This is a genomic window from Pseudomonas sp. TWI929 (assembly GCF_039673335.1).
Lineage (GTDB): Bacteria > Pseudomonadota > Gammaproteobacteria > Pseudomonadales > Pseudomonadaceae > Aquipseudomonas.
Genome location: NZ_JBDJLK010000008.1, coordinates 24,274 through 42,380, shown reverse-complemented (window position 1 = coordinate 42,380; position 18,107 = coordinate 24,274). Strand labels below are relative to the sequence as shown.

Sequence of the window (18,107 nt, the reverse complement as noted above, 5' to 3'; positions counted from 1 at the left end):
TTCTCGAATTTTCAGACGTCCGAACACTGACCATTCAGTCGGAATGATGTCGAGCATGCCCCTGCTGGGCGCCGATATGACTAGGGAAGTTGCTATTGCATGTGGCGTGAAACCAAGATTCTGCTGATCGACGACGACAGCGCGCGCCGCCGCGACCTTGCGGTGGTGCTGAACTTTCTCGGCGAAGAAAACATCGCGTGCTCCAGCCAGGACTGGCAGCAGGCCGTCGAGCCGTTGTCTTCAAGTCGCGAAGTGCTGTGTGTGCTCATTGGCGCCGTCAGCGCTCCGGGCAATCTCCTTGGGCTCGTTAAGACAGTGGCTGGGTGGGATGAGTTCCTTCCGGTTCTGCTTTTAGGTGAAATTTCTTCTGCGGAGTTCCCGGAAGACCTTCGCCGCCGGGTGCTTTCCAACCTGGAAATGCCGCCAAGTTACAGCCAGCTGCTGGATTCGCTGCACCGTGCCCAGGTTTACCGCGAAATGTACGACCAGGCGCGCGAGCGCGGTCGCCAGCGCGAGCCCAACCTGTTCCGCAGCCTGGTCGGCACCAGCCGTGCCATCCAGCACGTGCGGCAGATGATGCAGCAAGTGGCCGATACCGACGCCAGCGTGCTGATCCTGGGTGAGTCGGGCACCGGCAAGGAAGTGGTGGCGCGCAACCTGCACTACCATTCCAAGCGCCGCGAAGCACCGTTTGTGCCCGTGAACTGCGGGGCGATCCCGGCCGAGTTGCTGGAAAGCGAACTGTTCGGCCACGAGAAGGGTGCCTTTACCGGGGCAATCACCAGCCGAGCCGGGCGTTTCGAGCTGGCCAACGGCGGTACCCTGTTCCTCGACGAAATCGGCGACATGCCGCTGCCGATGCAGGTCAAGCTGCTGCGCGTGCTGCAGGAGCGTACCTTCGAGCGCGTGGGCAGCAACAAGACCCAGAGCATTGACGTACGCATCATCGCCGCGACCCACAAAAACCTCGAAACCATGATCGAGGAGGGTACGTTCCGCGAAGACCTGTACTACCGCCTGAACGTGTTCCCCATCGAAATGGCGCCGCTGCGTGAGCGGGTAGAAGACATCCCGCTGCTGATGAACGAGCTGATCTCGCGCATGGAGCACGAGAAGCGCGGCTCCATCCGCTTCAACTCCGCCTCGATCATGTCGCTGTGCCGCCACGGCTGGCCGGGTAACGTGCGTGAGCTGGCCAACCTGGTCGAGCGCATGGCCATCATGCACCCGTACGGGGTGATTGGTGTGTCCGAGCTGCCGAAGAAGTTCCGCTACGTCGACGACGAAGACGAGCAGATGGTCGACAGCCTGCGCAGCGACCTGGAAGAGCGCGTGGCCATCAATGGCCACACGCCAAACTTCAGCAACCACGCCATGCTGCCGCCTGAAGGCCTGGACCTGAAAGACTACCTCGGCAGCCTGGAGCAAGGCCTGATCCAGCAGGCGCTGGACGATGCCAACGGTATCGTTGCGCGCGCGGCTGAACGTTTGCGTATTCGCCGTACCACCCTGGTCGAGAAGATGCGCAAATACGGCATGAGCCGCCAGGGCGGCGAGGACCAGGCTGAGGATTGACGCCTGGCTTGGAATTTTGGGGGCGCTTTGCGCCCCTTTCGCGACACAAGGCCGCTCCCACAGGACTGTGCAATGCTTGAAGCCTGCGCCGTACCTGTGGGAGCGGCCTTGTGTCGCGAAAGGGCTGCGCAGCAGCCCCAGGGTTGTTCAGGGTAAACCCAATCCCCCATCTCCGGCACGGCTATTGCTACACCGCAGGCAACATACCGTTTTTATGACGGTCAGCCACGCGAGAGAGCATGATGCCCCAGGCCGCCCACCTATCCCGAGCCCCCGATCAGCAGGGGCACACCCCGGTCGAGCAGGACAGCCGCCAGGGTATCGAGCACGCCTTTGCCCTGTTCAATCAGGTGTCCAGCCAGCTGAGCCAGTCCTACAGCCTGCTTGAAGCCCGGGTCAGTGAACTCAAGGGTGAGCTGGCGGTGGTCAGTGCCCAGCGTATCGATGAGCTGAGCGAAAAAGAGCGCCTGGCCAACCGCCTGCAAAACCTGCTGGACCTGCTGCCTGGCGGGGTTATCGTGATCGATGGCCAGGGCCTGGTGCGCGAAGCCAACCCGGCTGCCTGCGAGCTGCTCGGCGAGCCGCTGATCGGCCAGCTGTGGCGCCAGGTAATCGCCCGCAGCTTCGCCCCTCGCAAAGACGACGGCCACGAAGTCTCGCTGCGCGACGGCCGCCGCCTGTCCATCGCTACCCGCTCGCTGGATGCCGAACCCGGCCAGCTGGTGTTGCTCAACGACCTGACCGAAACCCGGCGCCTGCAAGACCAGCTGGCGCGCCACGAGCGCCTGTCGTCGCTGGGGCGCATGGTTGCCTCGCTGGCACACCAGATTCGCACGCCTCTGTCGGCGGCCATGCTCTATGCCAGCCACCTGGCCGACAGCGAGCAACACCTGAGCACGGAAACCCGCCAGCGCTTTGCCGGTACCCTGAAGGAGCGCCTGCACGAGCTGGAGCACCAGGTGCGCGACATGCTGGTGTTCGCCCGGGGCGAGCTGCCGCTGGGTGACCGGTTAACCCCAAAAGCCTTGTTCCAGGCCCTGCAGCAGGCTGCCCAGCCGCATGTGCAGGGCCACGCCGTGCGTTGGCAGTGCGACAGCCATCTGGGCGAGCTGCTGTGCAACCGCGACACCCTGGTCGGTGCCTTGCTCAACCTGGTCGAAAACGCCCTGCAAGCCAGCGACGGCGCGGCGCGGCTCAAGGTGCACCTGTTCCGCCGCGAGCACACCTTGCATCTGTGCGTGAGCGATGCCGGCAGCGGCATCGACGCCGCTTTGCTTGGCCGGCTGGGTGAGCCGTTCCTCACCACCAAGGCCACCGGCACCGGGCTGGGCCTGGCCGTGGTCAAGGCCGTGGTGCGGGCGCACCAGGGCACGCTCAGCCTGCGCTCCAAGGTTGGCCGGGGCACCTGCGTGCGGGTGGCGTTGCCATTGATCGACGGGCAGTTGGCGGAGGGCGTGTAATGGCAATCAAGGTGCTGCTGGTCGAGGATGACCGCGTATTGCGCCAGGCGCTGGGCGATACCCTGGAAATCGGCGGCTTCGCCTACTGGGCGGTGGGCAGTGCCGAAGAGGCGCTGGAGGCGGTGCTGGATGAAGCCTTCAGCCTGGTGGTCAGCGATGTGAACATGCCTGGCATGGACGGGCACCAGCTGCTGGCCCAGCTGCGCCGCCAACAACCGCAGCTGCCGGTGTTGCTGATGACCGCGCACGCCGCCGTGGAGCGCGCCGTCGAGGCAATGCGCCAGGGCGCTGCGGATTATCTGGTGAAACCATTTGAGCCCAAGGCGCTGCTCAGCCTGGTCGAGCGGCATGCCGCCGGGCGGGTGGTTGGCGAGGAAGGCCCGGTGGCCTGCGAGCCGGCCAGCCGGCAGTTGCTGGAGCTGGCCGCCCGTGTTGCGCGCAGCGATTCGACCGTGTTGATTTCTGGCGAGTCTGGCACCGGCAAGGAAGTGCTGGCGCGCTACATACACCAGCAGTCGCCTCGGGCGGCGCAGCCCTTCGTGGCGATCAACTGCGCGGCCATCCCCGACAACATGCTCGAGGCCACCCTGTTCGGCCACGAGAAGGGCGCCTTCACCGGCGCCATCGCCGCCCAGGCCGGCAAGTTCGAGCAGGCCGAGGGCGGTACCCTGCTGCTCGACGAAATCTCGGAAATGCCCATGGCCTTGCAGGCCAAGTTGCTGCGCGTGCTGCAGGAGCGTGAAGTGGAGCGGGTAGGTGGGCGCAAGCCGATCAGCCTCGATATTCGCGTGCTGGCTACCACCAACCGTGACCTGGCCGGCGAAGTGGCGGCCGGGCGCTTCCGTGAAGACCTGTACTATCGCCTGTCGGTGTTCCCCCTGGCCTGGCGGCCGCTGCGCGAACGCCCGGGGGACATCCTGCAACTGGCCGAACGCCTGCTGGCGCGGCATGTGGCCAAGATGAAGCACGCCCCGGTGCGCCTGTCGCCGCAGGCGCGGGCCTGCCTGCAGGCGCATGCCTGGCCAGGCAACGTGCGCGAGCTGGACAACGCCTTGCAGCGGGCGTTGATCCTGCAGCAGGGTGGGGTGATCGAGGCGGCGGATTTTTGTCTGGCAGGCGCCATTCCATTGTCAGCTGGCACTGCGCCATTACCTGAGCAGGCTAACGAAGCCAGCGGGCTGGGTGATGACATGCGCCGCCACGAGTACCAGATGATCATCGACACCCTGCGCGCCGAGCGCGGTCGCCGCAAAGAGGCAGCCGAACGCCTGGGCATCAGCCCGCGTACCCTGCGCTACAAGCTGGCGCAAATGCGCGATGCCGGGTTTGACGTCGAGGCCAGCCTGTTCGGCTGACACCGCACCCGCTGCAGGCGCGATCCCCTGTAGGAGCGGCCTTGTGTCGCGATAGGGCCGCAAAGCGGCCCCAGGTTTCAGCTTCGCCGCCGGTATTGCCGGCGCCGCTCTGCGGCCCTATCGCGACACAAGGCCGCTCCTACAGGGACCGCGTAATCACGTGGAAGTGATTGCAAAGGCTGGCACCTTTGTTGCTTTACGTAGGCTATTCGCCGCATGAGTGTCAAAAAAATGCGGCCGCAGGAGAGAGAAGGGTCATGAGCCAAGGTGTTGAATTCAATCGTCTGATGTTGGACATGCGGGCCATGCAGGCCGATGCCATGTCGCTGCCCAAGGTGGCTGCAGCCCCCGAGCTGGCACCGGGGCAGAGTACCTTTGCCGACATGCTCGGCCAGGCCATTGGCAAGGTGCATGAGACGCAGCAGGCTTCGACCCAACTGGCCAACGCCTTCGAAATCGGCAAGAGCGGCGTCGACCTGACCGACGTGATGATCGCTTCGCAGAAGGCCAGCGTGTCCATGCAGGCCCTGACCCAGGTGCGCAACAAGCTGGTCCAGGCGTACCAGGACATCATGCAGATGCCGGTTTGAGGACGGACGTAAACCATGGCTGATGCAGTCGTCGACAACGCCCCCGCCAAGGCTGGTTCGCCAGCGGCCAAGCCGCCGTTGTTCGGCATGGCGTTTCTGGAAAACATCGCGCAGATGCCCATGCTGCGCCAGATCGGCCTCATGGTCGGCCTGGCCGCCAGCGTGGCCATCGGCTTTGCCGTGGTGCTGTGGTCGCAACAACCGGATTACCGCCCGTTGTACGGCAGCCTGGCGGGCATGGACACCAAGCAGGTCATGGACACCCTGGCCGCTGCCGACATCCCCTACAACGTCGAGCCCAACTCTGGCGCTCTGCTGGTCAAGGCCGACGACCTCTCCCGTGCGCGCCTGAAGCTGGCAGCCGCTGGCGTGGCGCCGAGCGATGGCAATGTCGGCTTCGAACTGCTCGACAAGGAGCAGGGCCTGGGCACCAGCCAGTTCATGGAAGCCACCCGCTACCGCCGCAGCCTGGAAGGCGAGCTGGCGCGTACCGTTTCCAGCCTGAACAACGTCAAGGCTGCACGCGTGCACCTGGCCATTCCGAAAAGCTCGGTGTTCGTGCGTGACGAACGCAAGCCCAGCGCCTCGGTACTGGTCGAGCTGTACCCGGGCCGCGCCCTGGAAGCCGGGCAGGTGATGGCCATCGTCAACCTGGTTGCCACCAGCGTGCCGGAACTGGACAAGTCGCAGGTTACCGTGGTCGACCAGAAGGGCAACCTGCTGTCCGAGCAGATACAGGATTCTTCGCTGACCCAGGCGGGCAAGCAGTTCGACTACAGCCGCCGGGTGGAAAGCATGCTCACCCAGCGTGTGCACAACATCTTGCAGCCGGTGCTGGGCAATGACCGCTACAAGGCCGAAGTGTCTGCCGACCTCGACTTCAGCGCGGTCGAGTCCACCTCCGAACAGTTCAACCCCGACCAGCCGGCCCTGCGCAGCGAGCAGTCGGTGGACGAACAGCGTGCCAGCAGCCAGGGCCCGCAAGGCGTGCCCGGCGCGCTGAGCAACCAGCCGCCAGGCGCCGCCTCGGCACCGCAAACCACCGGTGCTGCCGCCACCCCGGCCGCGGCCATTCAGCCAGGCCAGCCGCTGGTGGATGCCAACGGCCAGCAGATCATGGACCCGGCCACCGGCCAGCCAATGCTCGCGCCGTACCCATCGGACAAGCGCCAGCAAAGCACCAAGAACTTCGAGCTGGACCGCTCCATCAGCCACACCCGCCAGCAGCAGGGGCGCATGACCCGCCTGTCGGTGGCGGTAGTGGTGGACGACCAGGTCAAGCTCGACCCGGCCACCGGCGACAGCACGCGTGCGCCATGGGCTGCCGAGGACCTGGCGCGCTTTACCCGGCTGGTGCAGGACGCGGTCGGCTTCGACGCCAGCCGTGGCGACAGCGTAACGGTGATCAACGTGCCGTTCGCCGCCGACCGTGGCGAAGAAATCGGCGAGATCGCCTTCTACCAGCAGCCGTGGTTCTGGGACATCGTCAAGCAGGTGCTGGGCGTGGTGTTCATCCTGGTGCTGGTGTTCGGCGTGCTGCGGCCGGTGCTGAACAACATTACAGGGGGCGGCAAGCAGGCTGCCTCGGACAGCGACATGGAGCTGGGCGGCATGATGGGTCTGGATGGCGAACTGGCCAACGACCGCGTCAGCTTGGGTGGCCCGACAAGCATTCTGCTGCCTAGCCCGAGCGAGGGTTACGAGGCACAGCTCAACGCAATCAAAGGCCTGGTGGCCGAAGACCCGGGCCGCGTGGCCCAGGTTGTGAAAGAGTGGATCAACGCCGATGAGTGACAACCGAGCCGTTACCGCCAAGCTGAGCCGCGTCGACAAAGCGGCGATCCTCCTGCTCTCGCTGGGCGAGACCGATGCGGCCCAGGTGCTGCGGCACATGGGGCCCAAGGAGGTGCAGCGGGTAGGTGTGGCCATGGCGCAGATGGGCAATGTGCACCGTGACCAGGTCGAGCAGGTAATGGGCGAGTTCATCGACATTGTCGGTGACCAGACCAGCCTGGGCGTCGGGTCTGACGCCTATATCCGCAAGATGCTCAACCAGGCCCTGGGCGAAGACAAGGCCAACGGCCTGGTCGACCGCATCCTGCTGGGTGGCAACACCAGCGGCCTGGACAGCCTGAAGTGGATGGAGCCGCGCGCGGTAGCCGATGTGATCCGCTACGAGCACCCGCAGATCCAGGCCATCGTGGTTGCCTACCTCGACCCGGACCAGGCCGGCGAAGTGCTGAGCAACTTCGACCACAAGGTACGGCTGGACATCGTCTTGCGCGTGTCGTCGCTGAACACCGTGCAACCGGCGGCGCTGAAGGAGCTGAACCAGATCCTCGAGAAGCAGTTCTCGGGCAACTCCAACGCGGCGCGCACCACCCTCGGCGGCATCAAGCGCGCCGCCGACATCATGAACTTCCTCGACAGCTCGGTGGAAGGTGCACTGATGGATGCGATCCGCGAAATCGACAGCGACCTGTCGGAGCAGATCGAAGACCTGATGTTCGTCTTCAACAACCTGGCCGACGTCGACGACCGCGGCATCCAGGCGTTGCTGCGCGAAGTGGCGTCCGACGTGCTGGTGGTGTCGCTCAAGGGTGCCGACGAACGGGTCAAGGACAAGATCTTCAAGAACATGTCCAAGCGTGCCTCCGAGCTGCTGCGCGACGACCTGGAGGCCAAGGGGCCGGTGCGGGTCAGCGACGTGGAAACGGCGCAGAAGGAAATCCTCACCATCGCCCGCCGCATGGCCGAAGCCGGCGAGATCGTGCTCGGCGGCAAGGGTGCCGAGGAAATGATCTAAGAAATTCGCGATCTACCGGCCGACGCCACCCCTTGTGGGAGCGGGTTCACCCGCGAAGGCGTCAGGCCTGGCGGTCGAGGTTGTCGCTACCGACGCATTCGCGGGTAAACCCGCTCCCACAGGGACCGTGTCGGCTGAACATGGTTTGAGAACATGACCGCATGCCCACCAAAGAACATCACCCCAGCGACCTGATCCGTGCCCGCGACCTCGAGGGCGTGGACGTGTGGGCGTTGCCCAGCTTCGACCCGGAACCCGAGCCCGAACCGGAGCCCGAGCCGGAACCTGAGGTAATCGAGGAAGAAGTCGAGGAAGTGCCGCTGGAAGAGGTCCAGCCGCTAACCCTGGAAGAACTTGAAGCCATCCGCCAGGAGGCCTACAACGAAGGCTTCGCCACCGGTGAGCGCGAGGGCTTTCACAGCACCCAGCTCAAGGTGCGCCAGGAAGCCGAAGCTGCCCTGAATGCCAAGCTGAACAGCCTTGAGCGGCTGATGGCCAACCTGATGGAGCCGATTGCCGAGCAAGACACGCAGATCGAGAAAACCCTGGTGCACCTGGTGGCGCACATGACCCGCCAGGTAATCGGCCGCGAGCTGCGCAATGATTCCAGCCAGATCACCCAGGTGCTGCGCGAAGCGCTGAAATTGCTGCCCATGGGCGCGGACAATATCCGCATCCACCTCAACCCGCAGGATTTCGAGCTGGCCAAGGCCCTGCGCGAACGCCATGAAGAAAGCTGGCGGCTGCTGGAAGACAGCACCTTGCTGCCCGGCGGCTGCCGTATCGAAACCGCCCACAGCCGCATCGATGCGTCCATGGAAACGCGCATCGAAAAAACCGTGGCGCAGCTGTTCGACCAGTTGCATGACCACGCCCTGCACCCGGCGGCGGCCGACATTGAGGTGGACTTGAATAGCCCGGTGGACGCCCCTGATGCACCTTAAGCGCACCAGCTTCGGCAAGCGCCTGGGCAGTTATGCCGAGGCCATCGAGCTGCCGGCCCAGCCCATCGTCGAAGGCCGCCTGCTACGCATGGTCGGCCTTACCCTGGAGGCCGAAGGCCTGCGCGCTGCAGTGGGCAGCCGCTGCCTGGTAATCAACGACGACAGTTACCACCCGGTGCAGGTCGAAGCCGAAGTGATGGGCTTTGCCGGGCCCAAGGTGTTCCTCATGCCGGTTGGCAGCATTGTCGGTATTGCCCCGGGTGCGCGGGTGGTGCCGCTGGATGACGGCGGCCGCCTGCCCATGGGCATGAGCATGCTCGGCCGGGTACTCGACGGCGCCGGCCGTGCGCTGGATGGTAAGGGCGGGATGAAGGCCGAGGACTGGGTGCCAATGGACGGCCCGGTGATCAACCCGCTCAACCGCGACCCCATCAGCAAGCCGCTGGACGTAGGTATCCGCAGCATCAATGGCTTGCTCACCGTCGGTCGCGGCCAGCGCCTTGGCCTGTTTGCCGGTACCGGCGTGGGTAAATCGGTGCTGCTGGGCATGATGACCCGCTTCACCGAAGCCGAGATCATCGTGGTCGGCCTGATTGGTGAGCGGGGCCGCGAGGTAAAGGAATTCATCGAGCATATCCTTGGTGAAGAGGGCCTCAAACGCTCGGTGGTGGTGGCATCGCCGGCTGACGATGCGCCGCTGATGCGCCTGCGTGCGGCCATGTACTGCACGCGTATTGCCGAGTACTTCCGCGACAAGGGCAAGAACGTGCTGTTGCTGATGGACTCGCTTACCCGTTTCGCCCAGGCCCAGCGGGAAATCGCCCTGGCCATCGGCGAGCCGCCGGCCACCCGCGGTTACCCGCCTTCGGTGTTTGCCAAGCTGCCCAAGCTGGTGGAGCGGGCGGGCAACGGCGAGCCGGGCGGTGGCTCAATTACCGCGTTCTATACCGTGCTGTCCGAAGGCGACGACCAGCAGGACCCGATCGCCGACTCGGCGCGTGGTGTGCTCGACGGCCACTTCGTGTTGTCGCGGCGGCTGGCCGAAGAGGGCCATTACCCGGCCATCGACATCGAGGCCTCGATCAGCCGGGTGATGCCCCAGGTGGTCGATGCCGACCATTTACGCCAGGCGCAGAAGTTCAAGCAGTTGTGGTCGCGCCTGTCGCAAAGCCGCGATCTGATCAGCGTGGGTGCCTACGTGGCGGGTGGCGACCCGGAGACCGACCTGGCCATTGCCCTGCAATCGAAGCTGGTGGAGTTTTTGCGCCAAGGCCTGCGCGAGAACGTAGGCATGGCGCAAAGCCGCGAACAGTTGGGGGCGATCTTCACGCCCCCGGCGGGCTGATAGGCCATGGCGCTGCCCGGACGCGCCGCGCGCCTGGCGCCGGTGGTGGACATGGCCGAGGAGGCCGAGCGCAAGGCGGCCCAGCGCCTTGGGCATTTCCAGCAGCAGGTGGCCCAGGCTCAGGCCAAGCTGGCGGAGCTTGAGCGGTTTCGTGAAGATTACCAGCTGCAGTGGATCAACCGCGGCGGGCAGGGGGTGAATGGCAGCTGGCTGGTCAACTACCAGCGCTTCCTGGGGCAGCTGGAAACGGCCATGACCCAACAGCGGCAGAGCCTGGTCTGGCACCAGAACAACCTCAACAACGCCCGTGGTACCTGGCAGCAGGCCTATGCCCGGGTGGAGGGTTTGCGCAAGCTGGTGCAGCGCTACATGGACGAAGCCCGGCGTGCCGAAGACAAGCGCGAACAGCGCTTGCTGGATGAGCTGTCACAGCGCTTGCCGCGGCAGAATCACCTTTAACCTGTACCGGCCTCTTCGCGGGTAAACCCGCTCCCACAGGTACGGCACAGGATTTGAAGTCTGTGGAGATCCTGTGGGAGCGGGTTTACCCGCGAAGAGGCCGGCACAGGCGCATGTGCTTGCAGCCCTCACCATCGCCTGCTAAACCTTCAAGGAGTTGCATCCGCCATCATCGAAGGAATCGCTAGCATGGCAGTCGAGACTGATTTTTCGCAGGACGGGAAAAAGCTGACGATCAAGATCAAGGGGCGTTTCGATTTCGGCAAGCATCAGGAGTTTCGTGACGCCTATGAACGCCAGCCCAGTCGGCCCGATTCGGTGGTCGTCGACCTGAAGGACACCACCTACCTCGACAGCTCCGCGCTCGGCATGCTGCTGTTGCTGCGTGACCATGCGGGCGGCGATGAGTCGGATGTGCGGGTGGTGCATGCCAGCTCCGACGTGCGCAAGATTCTCGCCATCTCCAATTTCGAAAAACTGTTCGATATCAGTTGAGTGCCGACATGCCGGCCGAACAGGCGTTGACCGTGCTGGTCGCCGAAGACGGTGCCACCGACCGCCTGCTACTGGCGCAGATCGTGCGCCGCCAGGGCCATCAGGTGTTCACCGCAGAAAACGGCGAGCAGGCGGTGGCGCTGTTCGTCGAACGGCGCCCGCAACTGGTGCTGCTGGACGCGCTGATGCCTGTGATGGACGGCTTCGAGGCCGCGCGGCAAATCAAGGCCCTGGCCGGCGAGGCGCTGGTGCCGATCATTTTCCTGACCTCGCTGAACGAGGAGGAAGCCCTGGTGCGCTGCCTGGAGGCCGGGGGCGATGACTTCATGGCCAAGCCCTACAGTGCAGTGATTCTCGGCGCCAAGATCCGCGCCATGGACCGCCTGCGCCGGCTGCAGGCCACGGTGCTGGCGCAACGCGACCAGATTACCCGGCACCATCACCACCTGCTCAACGAACAGCGGGTGGCCAAGGCCGTGTTCGACAAGGTGGCCCACTCCGGTTGCCTTGCCGCGCCCAACATTCGCTACCTGCAGTCGCCCTATGCGCTGTTCAATGGCGACCTGATGCTGGCCGCGTTCACCCCGTCTGGCGACATGCGTGTGCTGCTTGGCGATTTCACTGGCCACGGCTTGCCGGCTGCGGTGGGCGCCATGCCGTTGGCCGAGGTGTTCTACGGCATGACGGCCAAGGGCTACGGCATGGCGCAGATCCTGCGCGAGATGAATGCCAAGCTCAAACGCATCTTGCCGGTGGACATGTTCTGCTGTGCGCTGCTGCTTAACCTCAGCATGCAGCGCGGTGCTGTGGAGGTGTGGAACGGCGGCATGCCTGATGGTTATCGCCTGTCGGCAGACGGCCAGGTGCTGTCGGTGCTGAGCTCGCGGCACCTGCCGCTGGGCATCCTGGCCGCCGAGCGTTTCGATGACAGCACCGAGATGTTGCCGCTGGCGCCGGGCGAGCGCTTGTTGCTGCTGTCGGACGGCGTGCTCGACACTGCCGACGACCAGGAGCGGCTGTTCGGCGTGCAGCGCCTGCGTGCGGTGCTGGCCGACAACCGTGACCCGGTGCAACTGTTCGACGAAGTGATGCAGGCCCTGGAGCGCTTTGGCGGGCGCCCGCGCGATGACATCAGCTTGTGCGACATTCGCATGTTCAGCGCCGAGGAGTGCGTACCGGCGCCGATGATCTACTCTGATAGCGGCCGCTCCAGCCCGCTGGACTGGTCGCTGGGTTTCGAGGTGCGCGGCGAGAGCCTGAAACGCTTCAATCCAGTACCGTACCTGGTGCAACTGTTACAGGAAATTCACGGCCTGCGCGCACGTACCGGCAACCTGCACAGTGTCCTCAGCGAGCTGTATTCCAACGCGCTGGAGCATGGTGTGCTGGGCCTCGATTCGCAGCTCAAGCGCGATGTGCAGGGCTTTACCGACTATTATCAGGAGCGCGCGCGGCGCTTGGGTTCGCTGGTCGACGGCTTTGTGCGTATCGACTTCAAGGTTGAACCCTATGCCGCTGGTGGGCGTCTGATGGTCGAGGTTCGCGACAGTGGCGCGGGGTTTGATGTGCAGCAGGTGCTGGCACGGCCTGCGCTGGAGCAGGGCCTGAGCGGGCGGGGTGTGAACCTTGTGCGCCGGTTGGCCAGCAGCGCCTGTTGGAGTGAAGGCGGCCGTTGCGCACATGTGGAGTTCGTCTGGTGAGCCACAGGCTGGCTCGGGCATAATCTGGCTTGATCAAGGAGTGAACAAGTGACTGACATGCATATTGACCACAAGGTACTCAGTGACCTGCGTGAAGTCATGGAAGATGGCTACCTGCAGTTGGTGCAGACTTTTCTCGACGACTCCGAACGCCGCCTGGGCCAGTTGCACGCGGCCAAAAGTGCCGAAGAGCTGGGCTCGGCCGCCCACAGTTTCAAGGGCAGCAGCAGCAACATGGGCGCGGTGGCGTTGGCCAACCTGTGCCAGCAGCTGGAAGAGCGTGCACGGCGGCCTCCGCTGTATGGCATCGAAGACCTGATCAACCGCATCGACCAGGAGTTCATCGAGGTACAGCGCTTCTACCGGGGTGAGCAACAACGTATTTCGGCGGGCTGAAGCGCGACTTGGCGCGAGTCTTGCCTGTCTCTGGCCGGATGTTCTTTTTGTTTCTGGCGCGGAGATCGCTCAATGCCTGTCGCACCCAACCCTTTGTTGCAAGCCAACGCCCTTGGTAACACCTCGCGTGCGGCTGGCGCGCAGGTGGAAAAACCGCTGCAGGCGCCGGGCGACAAAGGCGACGGCTTTGGCCAGGTGATGGCCAAGCAAGGGCGCGACAAGGCCGCCGGGCAGGACGACAAGGTCGCCCAGGCCAAGCCCAAGGACAAACCCGAAGCGGCACAGGGCGGCAAACCAGACCCGGCTGACAAGCCCAGCGTTGCCGATGACGGCAACAAGTTGCCAGCCGACGACCAGGCCCAGGCCGATACCGGGCTGCGCGATGCCAGCCTGGTGGCGGGCCAGGTCACCGACGCACAACCTGGTGCTCAGCTGATCCAGGCCCAGGCCGAAGCAGTGGCACCGGTGCTGCAGGCCGCCACGGCGCAAGTGCAGGCCAGCGCCGCGCTGCCTGAGGAGCCCGCCACCGAAGAAGCCTTCGACCCTGACGCCGACCCATTGGCCAACCTGCCGACCTTGCGCCTGGCGCTGGAGCACAGTGCCCAGGCCAAGGGCGGCACCTCGGCACATGCCCTTGATCCTTCCCAGGCCCAGGGCGACGATGGGCGGGGCGCCGTCAATACCTTGGCGAACTTGGTCGAGAATGCCGAAGGTGAAACCGGTGAGCCTGGTGACAAGGCTTTCGGCGCTTTGCTTGAAGATGGCCTGAAAGACACCAAGAGCGCCAACAGCGACACGCGCCTCGACGATTTTGCCAACCGCTTGGCCAGCCTGACCCAGGCGGCCACGGCCAAGACTGCCAACGCCGTGCCGGCTAACGCAAGCCCGTTGCACCAGCCGTTGCCGATGAACCAGAACGCCTGGGCCGAGGGGCTGGTCAACCGGGTCATGTACCTGTCCAGCCAGAACCTCAAGTCGGCGGACATCCAGCTGGAGCCGGCAGAGCTCGGCCGCCTGGACATTCGCGTCAATGTTGCGGCGGACCAGCCGGCCCAGGTCACCTTCATCAGCGGCCATGCTGGCGTGCGTGATGCCCTCGACAGCCAGGTGCACCGCCTGCGCGAACTGTTCACTCAGCAAGGGCTGGCCCAGCCGGATGTCAACGTGGCCGACCAGTCGCGCGGGCAACAGCAGCAGGGGCAGGCGCAGGGCAGCCAGCTGTCCGGGGTGGCGGCGCGGCGGGCGGAGCAGGGTGGAAGTGAGGCAGTCGATGCTGCCCGGCCTGTGGAACAGCAGGTGGTTGTCGGCGACAGTGCGGTGGATTACTACGCTTAAATATTGATTGCCTGTTCTGGCCTCTTCGCGGCGGTTCGACGCCTGCGAAGAGGCCAGCACAGTTGTTCCTGCCGAAATCCCTCCTTGCACAAAATCTGGCATAACACTTGCTCAAGCCAAGCCATCCTCCCTTGAACCCCCGATGGACGACGGATTATTGGCATGGCGAAGAGCGAAGCAGTCAAAGACCCCGCCACTAAAGGCAAACTCAAGCTGATCCTGCTGGCAGTAGTGGGCCTGTTGCTGGCGATCGGCCTGTCGGTGGGCGCTACCTGGTTCATCATGCACAAGAGCGAGCCGGCCCCGGCCACCGAGGTCGAGGCCAGCAACGCCAAGCCAGTGGCCATCTACCAGGCGCTGACCCCGGCCTTCGTGGTCAACTTCAACCAGAACGGCCGCCAGCGCTACATGCAGGTGAGCATCACCCTGCAAGCGCGCAACCAGGCCGACCTGGATGCGCTCAAGGTGCACATGCCGGTGATCCGCAACAACCTGGTGATGATGTTCTCCGGGCAAGGCTTCGACACCCTGGCCAGCAGCCCGGTGGGGCAGGAGATGCTGCGCCAGAAGGCCACCGCAGTGGTTCAGGAAGTGGCACAGAAGGAAGTCGGCAAGCCGGTCGTCGACCAGTTGCTGTTCACCAATTTCGTATTGCAGTAGGAGTCCGCAATGGCCGTACAGGACCTGCTGTCCCAGGATGAAATCGATGCCCTGTTGCATGGCGTCGACGATGGTCTGGTACAGACCGAAAGTGCATCCGAGCCTGGCAGTATCAAAAGCTACGACCTGACCAGCCAGGACCGTATCGTACGGGGCCGCATGCCGACCCTGGAAATGATCAACGAGCGCTTCGCCCGTTACACCCGCATCAGCATGTTCAACCTGCTGCGCCGTTCCGCCGACGTGGCGGTGGGCGGCGTGCAGGTGATGAAGTTCGGCGAATACGTGCACTCGCTGTATGTGCCGACCAGCCTCAACCTGGTCAAGATCAAGCCGCTGCGCGGTACTTCGCTGTTCATCCTCGACGCCAAGCTGGTGTTCAAACTGGTGGACAACTTCTTCGGCGGCGATGGCCGCCACGCCAAGATCGAAGGCCGCGAATTCACCCCCACCGAACTGCGCGTGGTGCGCATGGTGCTGGACCAGTGCTTCGTCGACCTCAAGGAAGCCTGGCAGGCGATCATGCCGGTCAACTTCGAGTACATGAACTCCGAGGTCAACCCGGCCATGGCCAACATCGTCGGCCCCAGCGAGGCGGTGGTGGTGTCCACCTTCCACATCGAACTGGACGGCGGTGGCGGCGACCTGCACGTGACCATGCCGTATTCGATGATCGAGCCGGTGCGGGAAATGCTCGATGCCGGTTTCCAGTCCGACCTGGACGACCAGGACGAGCGCTGGGTCAAGGCCCTGCGCGAGGACGTGCTGGACGTGGCCGTGCCGTTGACCGCCACGGTTGCCCGGCGCCAGTTGAAGCTGCGCGACATCCTGCACATGCAGCCTGGCGACGTGATCCCGGTGGAGCTGCCCGAGCACCTGGTGCTGCGGGCCAACGGCGTGCCGTCGTTCAAGGCGCGCCTGGGCTCGCACAAGGGCAACCTGGCGCTGCAGATCATCGACCCGATCGAACGCCGCTGACGGCGTGCCGGTCGCTCATAACGTATTGAATGCCTGTCGAGGAAACCATGGCTAACGAAAACGAGATCACCTCCCCAGAGGACCAGGCGCTGGCCGATGAGTGGGCCGCCGCACTGGAGGAAACCGGTGCCGCCGGCCAGGCCGACATCGATGCACTGCTGGGCGGTGACACCGGTGGCATCAGCGGCCCAGGCCGCCTGCCGATGGAAGAGTTCGCCAGCTCGCCGAAGCCTAACGAAAACGTCAGCCTCGAAGGCCCGAACCTGGACGTGATCCTGGACATCCCGGTGAACATCTCCATGGAAGTGGGTAGCACCGAAATCAACATCCGCAACCTGCTGCAGCTCAACCAGGGCTCGGTGATCGAACTCGACCGCCTGGCCGGCGAGCCGCTCGACGTGCTGGTCAACGGTACGCTGATCGCCCATGGCGAAGTGGTGGTGGTCAACGAGAAGTTCGGCATCCGCCTGACCGACGTGATCAGCCCTAGCGAACGTATCAAGAAGCTGCGCTGAGTGAAGGGCACGATGCGCGCCATCGCGGCGTTCGCGGCGCTGCTCGCCAGCCAGGCCTGCCTGGCTGCGGCCACGCCGGCAGCGACCACGGCGGCTGCGCCTGGCAGCCTGGGCGGGCAGCTGGCGCAGATGGTCTTCGGCCTGCTGCTGGTCGTGGGCCTGATCTTCTTCCTGGCCTGGCTGCTGCGGCGCCTGCAGAGCACGGCAGTGAAGGGTGGGCAGGTGATCGAGATCGTCGGCAGCCGGGCCATCGGCCCGCGTGACCGCCTGCTGCTGGTGCAGGTGGGCAAGGAGCAGATCCTGATCGGCCACACCCCGGGCAGCATCGAAGCCCTGCATGTGCTGGCCGAACCCGTGCAAGTGCCGGAAAGCGCCCGCCAGGCGACGCCGGAGTTTGCCCAGCGGCTGATGGAGCTGATGGGCAAGGACCCTAAGGACAAGAAGTGATGAGCGGCGCGCTGCGTACGTTATTGACCCTGGTGCTGCTGCTGGCTGCGCCACTGGCCCTGGCCGCCGACCCGCTGTCGATCCCGGCCATTACCCTGTCCAATACCCCGGACGGGCAGCAGGAATATTCGGTCAGCCTGCAAATCCTGCTGATCATGACCGCGCTGAGCTTCATCCCGGCGTTCGTCATCCTGATGACCAGCTTCACCCGCATCATCATCGTGTTCTCGATCCTGCGCCAGGCCCTGGGCCTGCAGCAAACGCCGTCGAACCAGTTGCTCACCGGCATGGCGCTGTTCCTGACCATGTTCATCATGGCCCCGGTGTTCGACCGGGTGAACCAGGACGCCCTGCAGCCGTACCTGAAGGAGCAGATGACCGCCCAGCAGGCCATCGACAAGGCCCAGGGGCCGCTCAAGGACTTCATGCTGGCGCAGACCCGGCAAAGCGACCTTGACCTGTTCATGCGCCTGTCCAAGCGCACCGACATCGCCGGCCCCGACCAAGTGCCGCTGACGATCCTGGTGCCGGCGTTCGTCACCTCGGAGCTGAAGACCGCGTTCCAGATCGGTTTCATGATCTTCATCCCGTTCCTGATCATCGATATGGTGGTGGCCAGTGTGCTGATGGCCATGGGTATGATGATGCTGTCGCCGCTGATCATCTCGCTGCCGTTCAAGATCATGCTGTTCGTGCTGGTTGATGGCTGGGCGCTGATCATGGGCACCCTGGCCAGCAGTTTCGGCGGCGTCTGACGCCGTCAAGGAGAGCCGCCGATGACACCTGAAGTAGCTGTCGACCTGTTCCGCGATGCCCTGTGGCTCACCACCCTGATGGTGGCGGTGCTGGTGGTGCCGAGCCTGCTGGTGGGTCTGGTGGTGGCGATGTTCCAGGCCGCCACGCAGATCAACGAACAGACCTTGAGCTTTCTGCCGCGCCTGCTGGTGATGCTGGTTACGCTGATCGTTGCCGGGCCGTGGCTGGTGCAGAAGTTCATGGAATACATCACCAACCTCTACACCAACATCCCGCAGCTCATCGGTTGAT

The 18,107-nt window shown here is 64.4% G+C and carries 19 protein-coding genes; all 19 read left to right on the top strand.

Translation table 11 applies throughout. The features are described 5' to 3' along the window. Positions 1-99: 99 nt before the first annotated feature. The 19 genes from fleQ to fliQ all read left to right on the top strand — a co-directional run bounded on the left by fleQ (position 100) and on the right by fliQ (position 18,106). Complete coding sequence (gene fleQ, locus ABE456_RS06060; protein ID WP_346643139.1) at positions 100-1,575, top strand: transcriptional regulator FleQ; 1,476 nt, start codon at positions 100-102, stop codon at positions 1,573-1,575. Positions 1,576-1,817: 242 nt separating this feature from the next. Beyond that, positions 1,818-3,035, top strand: coding sequence for an ATP-binding protein (locus tag ABE456_RS06055; protein WP_346643138.1), 1,218 nt, complete (start codon positions 1,818-1,820; stop codon positions 3,033-3,035). Beyond that, the gene (locus tag ABE456_RS06050; RefSeq protein WP_346643137.1) at positions 3,035-4,390 is read left to right on the top strand and encodes a sigma-54 dependent transcriptional regulator; all 1,356 of its coding nucleotides are present in this window, start codon (positions 3,035-3,037) and stop codon (positions 4,388-4,390) included. Before ABE456_RS06055 ends, ABE456_RS06050 begins: the two co-directional genes overlap by 1 nt. Positions 4,391-4,647: 257 nt before the next feature. Further along, complete coding sequence (gene fliE, locus ABE456_RS06045; RefSeq protein WP_013973606.1) at positions 4,648-4,980, top strand: flagellar hook-basal body complex protein FliE; 333 nt, start codon at positions 4,648-4,650, stop codon at positions 4,978-4,980. A 15-nt stretch (positions 4,981-4,995) separates the two neighbouring features. Further along, on the top strand, positions 4,996-6,774 hold the full coding sequence (gene fliF / locus ABE456_RS06040) for a flagellar basal-body MS-ring/collar protein FliF (RefSeq protein ID WP_346643136.1): 1,779 nt from the start codon (positions 4,996-4,998) through the stop codon (positions 6,772-6,774). Next, positions 6,767-7,786 (top strand): flagellar motor switch protein FliG, encoded by a 1,020-nt coding sequence (fliG, locus tag ABE456_RS06035; RefSeq protein WP_024087463.1) that lies wholly within the window; start codon positions 6,767-6,769, stop codon positions 7,784-7,786. The genes fliF and fliG overlap by 8 nt, the downstream gene beginning before the upstream one ends. Before the next feature lie 161 nt (positions 7,787-7,947). Then, on the top strand, positions 7,948-8,730 hold the full coding sequence (gene fliH / locus ABE456_RS06030; protein WP_346643135.1) for a flagellar assembly protein FliH: 783 nt from the start codon (positions 7,948-7,950) through the stop codon (positions 8,728-8,730). Continuing rightward, positions 8,720-10,075, top strand: a complete 1,356-nt coding sequence (gene fliI, locus ABE456_RS06025) for a flagellar protein export ATPase FliI (protein WP_051100825.1) — start codon at positions 8,720-8,722, stop codon at positions 10,073-10,075. Before fliH ends, fliI begins: the two co-directional genes overlap by 11 nt. 6 nt (positions 10,076-10,081) lie before the next feature. Further along, positions 10,082-10,534, top strand: coding sequence for a flagellar export protein FliJ (gene fliJ / locus ABE456_RS06020; RefSeq protein ID WP_346643134.1), 453 nt, complete (start codon positions 10,082-10,084; stop codon positions 10,532-10,534). Between the two features lie 189 nt (positions 10,535-10,723). Then, positions 10,724-11,029, top strand: coding sequence for an STAS domain-containing protein (locus tag ABE456_RS06015; protein ID WP_013973600.1), 306 nt, complete (start codon positions 10,724-10,726; stop codon positions 11,027-11,029). Between the two features lie 8 nt (positions 11,030-11,037). Beyond that, positions 11,038-12,729: a fused response regulator/phosphatase gene (locus tag ABE456_RS06010; protein WP_346643133.1), complete on the top strand. Its 1,692-nt coding sequence runs from the start codon at positions 11,038-11,040 to the stop codon at positions 12,727-12,729. A 48-nt stretch (positions 12,730-12,777) separates the two neighbouring features. Continuing rightward, positions 12,778-13,125 carry an Hpt domain-containing protein gene (locus tag ABE456_RS06005; protein WP_346643132.1) on the top strand — a complete coding sequence of 116 codons (348 nt, stop codon included), beginning with the start codon at positions 12,778-12,780 and terminating at the stop codon, positions 13,123-13,125. A gap of 72 nt (positions 13,126-13,197) precedes the next feature. Further along, a complete protein-coding gene (locus tag ABE456_RS06000; protein ID WP_346643131.1) occupies positions 13,198-14,460 on the top strand; it encodes a flagellar hook-length control protein FliK in 1,263 nt (420 codons plus the stop codon). Between the two features lie 162 nt (positions 14,461-14,622). Further along, a complete protein-coding gene (fliL, locus tag ABE456_RS05995) occupies positions 14,623-15,120 on the top strand; it encodes a flagellar basal body-associated protein FliL (protein ID WP_346643130.1) in 498 nt (165 codons plus the stop codon). Positions 15,121-15,129: 9 nt separating this feature from the next. Further along, on the top strand, positions 15,130-16,098 hold the full coding sequence (gene fliM / locus ABE456_RS05990) for a flagellar motor switch protein FliM (RefSeq protein WP_027593022.1): 969 nt from the start codon (positions 15,130-15,132) through the stop codon (positions 16,096-16,098). A 47-nt stretch (positions 16,099-16,145) separates the two neighbouring features. After that, positions 16,146-16,613, top strand: a complete 468-nt coding sequence (fliN, locus tag ABE456_RS05985) for a flagellar motor switch protein FliN (protein ID WP_156858284.1) — start codon at positions 16,146-16,148, stop codon at positions 16,611-16,613. A 12-nt stretch (positions 16,614-16,625) separates the two neighbouring features. After that, a complete protein-coding gene (gene fliO, locus ABE456_RS05980) occupies positions 16,626-17,060 on the top strand; it encodes a flagellar biosynthetic protein FliO (protein WP_346643129.1) in 435 nt (144 codons plus the stop codon). Then, positions 17,060-17,815 (top strand): flagellar type III secretion system pore protein FliP, encoded by a 756-nt coding sequence (fliP, locus tag ABE456_RS05975; protein WP_346643128.1) that lies wholly within the window; start codon positions 17,060-17,062, stop codon positions 17,813-17,815. The genes fliO and fliP overlap by 1 nt, the downstream gene beginning before the upstream one ends. Before the next feature lie 21 nt (positions 17,816-17,836). Continuing rightward, the gene (gene fliQ, locus ABE456_RS05970; RefSeq protein ID WP_346643127.1) at positions 17,837-18,106 is read left to right on the top strand and encodes a flagellar biosynthesis protein FliQ; all 270 of its coding nucleotides are present in this window, start codon (positions 17,837-17,839) and stop codon (positions 18,104-18,106) included. Position 18,107: the final 1 nt, after the last annotated feature.

Excerpts from the sequence above, each read along its gene's own strand:
- fliH (WP_346643135.1), top strand. The coding sequence starts at position 7,948 with ATGCCCACCAAAGAACATCACCCCAGCGACCTGATCCGTGCCCGCGAC.
- fliM (WP_027593022.1), top strand. The coding sequence starts at position 15,130 with ATGGCCGTACAGGACCTGCTGTCCCAGGATGAAATCGATGCCCTGTTG.
- fliL (WP_346643130.1), top strand. The coding sequence starts at position 14,623 with ATGGCGAAGAGCGAAGCAGTCAAAGACCCCGCCACTAAAGGCAAACTC.
- ABE456_RS06050 (WP_346643137.1), top strand. The coding sequence starts at position 3,035 with ATGGCAATCAAGGTGCTGCTGGTCGAGGATGACCGCGTATTGCGCCAG.
- fliI (WP_051100825.1), top strand. The coding sequence starts at position 8,720 with ATGCACCTTAAGCGCACCAGCTTCGGCAAGCGCCTGGGCAGTTATGCC.
- fliJ (WP_346643134.1), top strand. The coding sequence starts at position 10,082 with ATGGCGCTGCCCGGACGCGCCGCGCGCCTGGCGCCGGTGGTGGACATG.
- fleQ (WP_346643139.1), top strand. The coding sequence starts at position 100 with ATGTGGCGTGAAACCAAGATTCTGCTGATCGACGACGACAGCGCGCGC.
- ABE456_RS06015 (WP_013973600.1), top strand. The coding sequence starts at position 10,724 with ATGGCAGTCGAGACTGATTTTTCGCAGGACGGGAAAAAGCTGACGATC.
- fliF (WP_346643136.1), top strand. The coding sequence starts at position 4,996 with ATGGCTGATGCAGTCGTCGACAACGCCCCCGCCAAGGCTGGTTCGCCA.
- fliO (WP_346643129.1), top strand. The coding sequence starts at position 16,626 with ATGCGCGCCATCGCGGCGTTCGCGGCGCTGCTCGCCAGCCAGGCCTGC.
- fliE (WP_013973606.1), top strand. The coding sequence starts at position 4,648 with ATGAGCCAAGGTGTTGAATTCAATCGTCTGATGTTGGACATGCGGGCC.
- ABE456_RS06010 (WP_346643133.1), top strand. The coding sequence starts at position 11,038 with ATGCCGGCCGAACAGGCGTTGACCGTGCTGGTCGCCGAAGACGGTGCC.
- ABE456_RS06000 (WP_346643131.1), top strand. The coding sequence starts at position 13,198 with ATGCCTGTCGCACCCAACCCTTTGTTGCAAGCCAACGCCCTTGGTAAC.
- fliP (WP_346643128.1), top strand. The coding sequence starts at position 17,060 with ATGAGCGGCGCGCTGCGTACGTTATTGACCCTGGTGCTGCTGCTGGCT.
- ABE456_RS06055 (WP_346643138.1), top strand. The coding sequence starts at position 1,818 with ATGCCCCAGGCCGCCCACCTATCCCGAGCCCCCGATCAGCAGGGGCAC.
- fliN (WP_156858284.1), top strand. The coding sequence starts at position 16,146 with ATGGCTAACGAAAACGAGATCACCTCCCCAGAGGACCAGGCGCTGGCC.
- fliQ (WP_346643127.1), top strand. The coding sequence starts at position 17,837 with ATGACACCTGAAGTAGCTGTCGACCTGTTCCGCGATGCCCTGTGGCTC.
- fliG (WP_024087463.1), top strand. The coding sequence starts at position 6,767 with ATGAGTGACAACCGAGCCGTTACCGCCAAGCTGAGCCGCGTCGACAAA.